This is a genomic window from Mesorhizobium sp. WSM4313, assembly GCF_002294725.1.
Taxonomy (GTDB): Bacteria; Pseudomonadota; Alphaproteobacteria; order Rhizobiales; family Rhizobiaceae; genus Mesorhizobium.
The window spans coordinates 1-1139 of the sequence record NZ_NSFT01000044.1 but is presented as its reverse complement, the minus strand read 5'-3'; the positions used below and the strand labels follow the sequence as shown (position 1 = coordinate 1139).

The window sequence follows — 1139 nt, the reverse complement described above, 5'->3', positions numbered from 1 at the left end:
TAATCGAATTTCGGGCCCGGCGCCGGATTGCCGTTCGGGAGGTAGATGCAACCGACGACCAGGCCGTCGATTTCAGCCTCCAGATATCGGCTGTGCGTGTCGTCGGGATCGCCAGGCAAGCCCCGGCGACGTTCGACCGGATCCCTCCCTCGCGCCAGCACCGCCACTCCGTTGTAGGATTTCTGGCCGTGCCAGATCGCGCCGAAACCGGCGTCCCGTATTGCTTCGATGGGAAATTTCTCGTCGGATGTTTTCAGTTCCTGAAGACAGACCACGTCATAGTCGGTCTCGCCAAGCCACTTCAGGAGCACCGGCAGCCGGCCGTTGACACCGTTGACGTTGAAGGTCGCGATCCGCGTCACAATGTTTTCCTTACGTGGAGTGCGCTGCTTCAGACATCTGCGGCGAAGGCTACGGCCTCGACATTGTGGCCGTCCGGGTCGAGCACAAAAGCTGCATAATAATCCGGTGCGTATTGGGCGCGAATGCCAGGCGCGCCATTGTCGCGACCTCCGGCGGCGAGGCCTGCCTTGTAGAACGAGTGCACCATAGCGCGGGAGCCGGCTCGGAACGCTATGTGGATAGGTGCAGGAGGAGGTCCGAATGCCCCTATCCAGAGACGACCGGCATGGCCACCCAACATTGCCCAGCCCTCTCCGGATTCGAGCACGCCAAGATCGAGAGGAGCGAGCACTGCTTTGTAAAAGGCGAGCGATTTTTCTAAATTCCCGACGTTGAAGCCGATGTGGTCGAACATGCTCCTATCCTCTGATTGACCCAACCTGGTAGCGCCTCAGTTTCAAATTGCCGCTTCTATTGGCGAGCTGTCACTTGGGCGTCCGACGGTCATCCACCTCTTCAATCTTGTCCAGAACCGCCTCCGGCGCCACATCGCGCTTGAGTTCCTTGAGCTCGTGATCCGCATCGGTATCTATGTTCAGACGCTTGGCAATCTCCTCCACCAGCTTGATAAGCTTGGTGGTTTCGTGCTCGTTGAGCAGACTGACCTGCAGATCGAGGTCTGCCCTGGAATTGTCCTCCGCACTCATTCGGTTCTGATTGATCAGCACGAAGGTCGAGAGAAAGATGGCCTCGACCGAGGCGAACATAGCCAAGATGACCAGTGATGGGTCCCAGGG

At 58.5% G+C, this 1139-nt stretch carries 3 protein-coding genes; all 3 read right to left on the bottom strand.

Annotation, left to right across the window (positions count from 1 at the left end; genetic code table 11):
• On the bottom strand, nt 1-362 hold a 362-nt coding region (locus tag CK219_RS30990; RefSeq protein ID WP_176477204.1), incomplete at its 3' end, for an endonuclease/exonuclease/phosphatase family protein.
• A gap of 29 nt (nt 363-391) precedes the next feature.
• Nucleotides 392-757 (bottom strand): VOC family protein, encoded by a 366-nt coding sequence (locus tag CK219_RS30985; protein ID WP_095770219.1) that lies wholly within the window; start codon nt 755-757, stop codon nt 392-394.
• A 70-nt stretch (nt 758-827) separates the two neighbouring features.
• Nucleotides 828-1139, bottom strand: a 312-nt coding sequence (locus CK219_RS30980; protein ID WP_141245434.1) for a DUF1003 domain-containing protein, incomplete at its 5' end; no start/stop codon positions are given.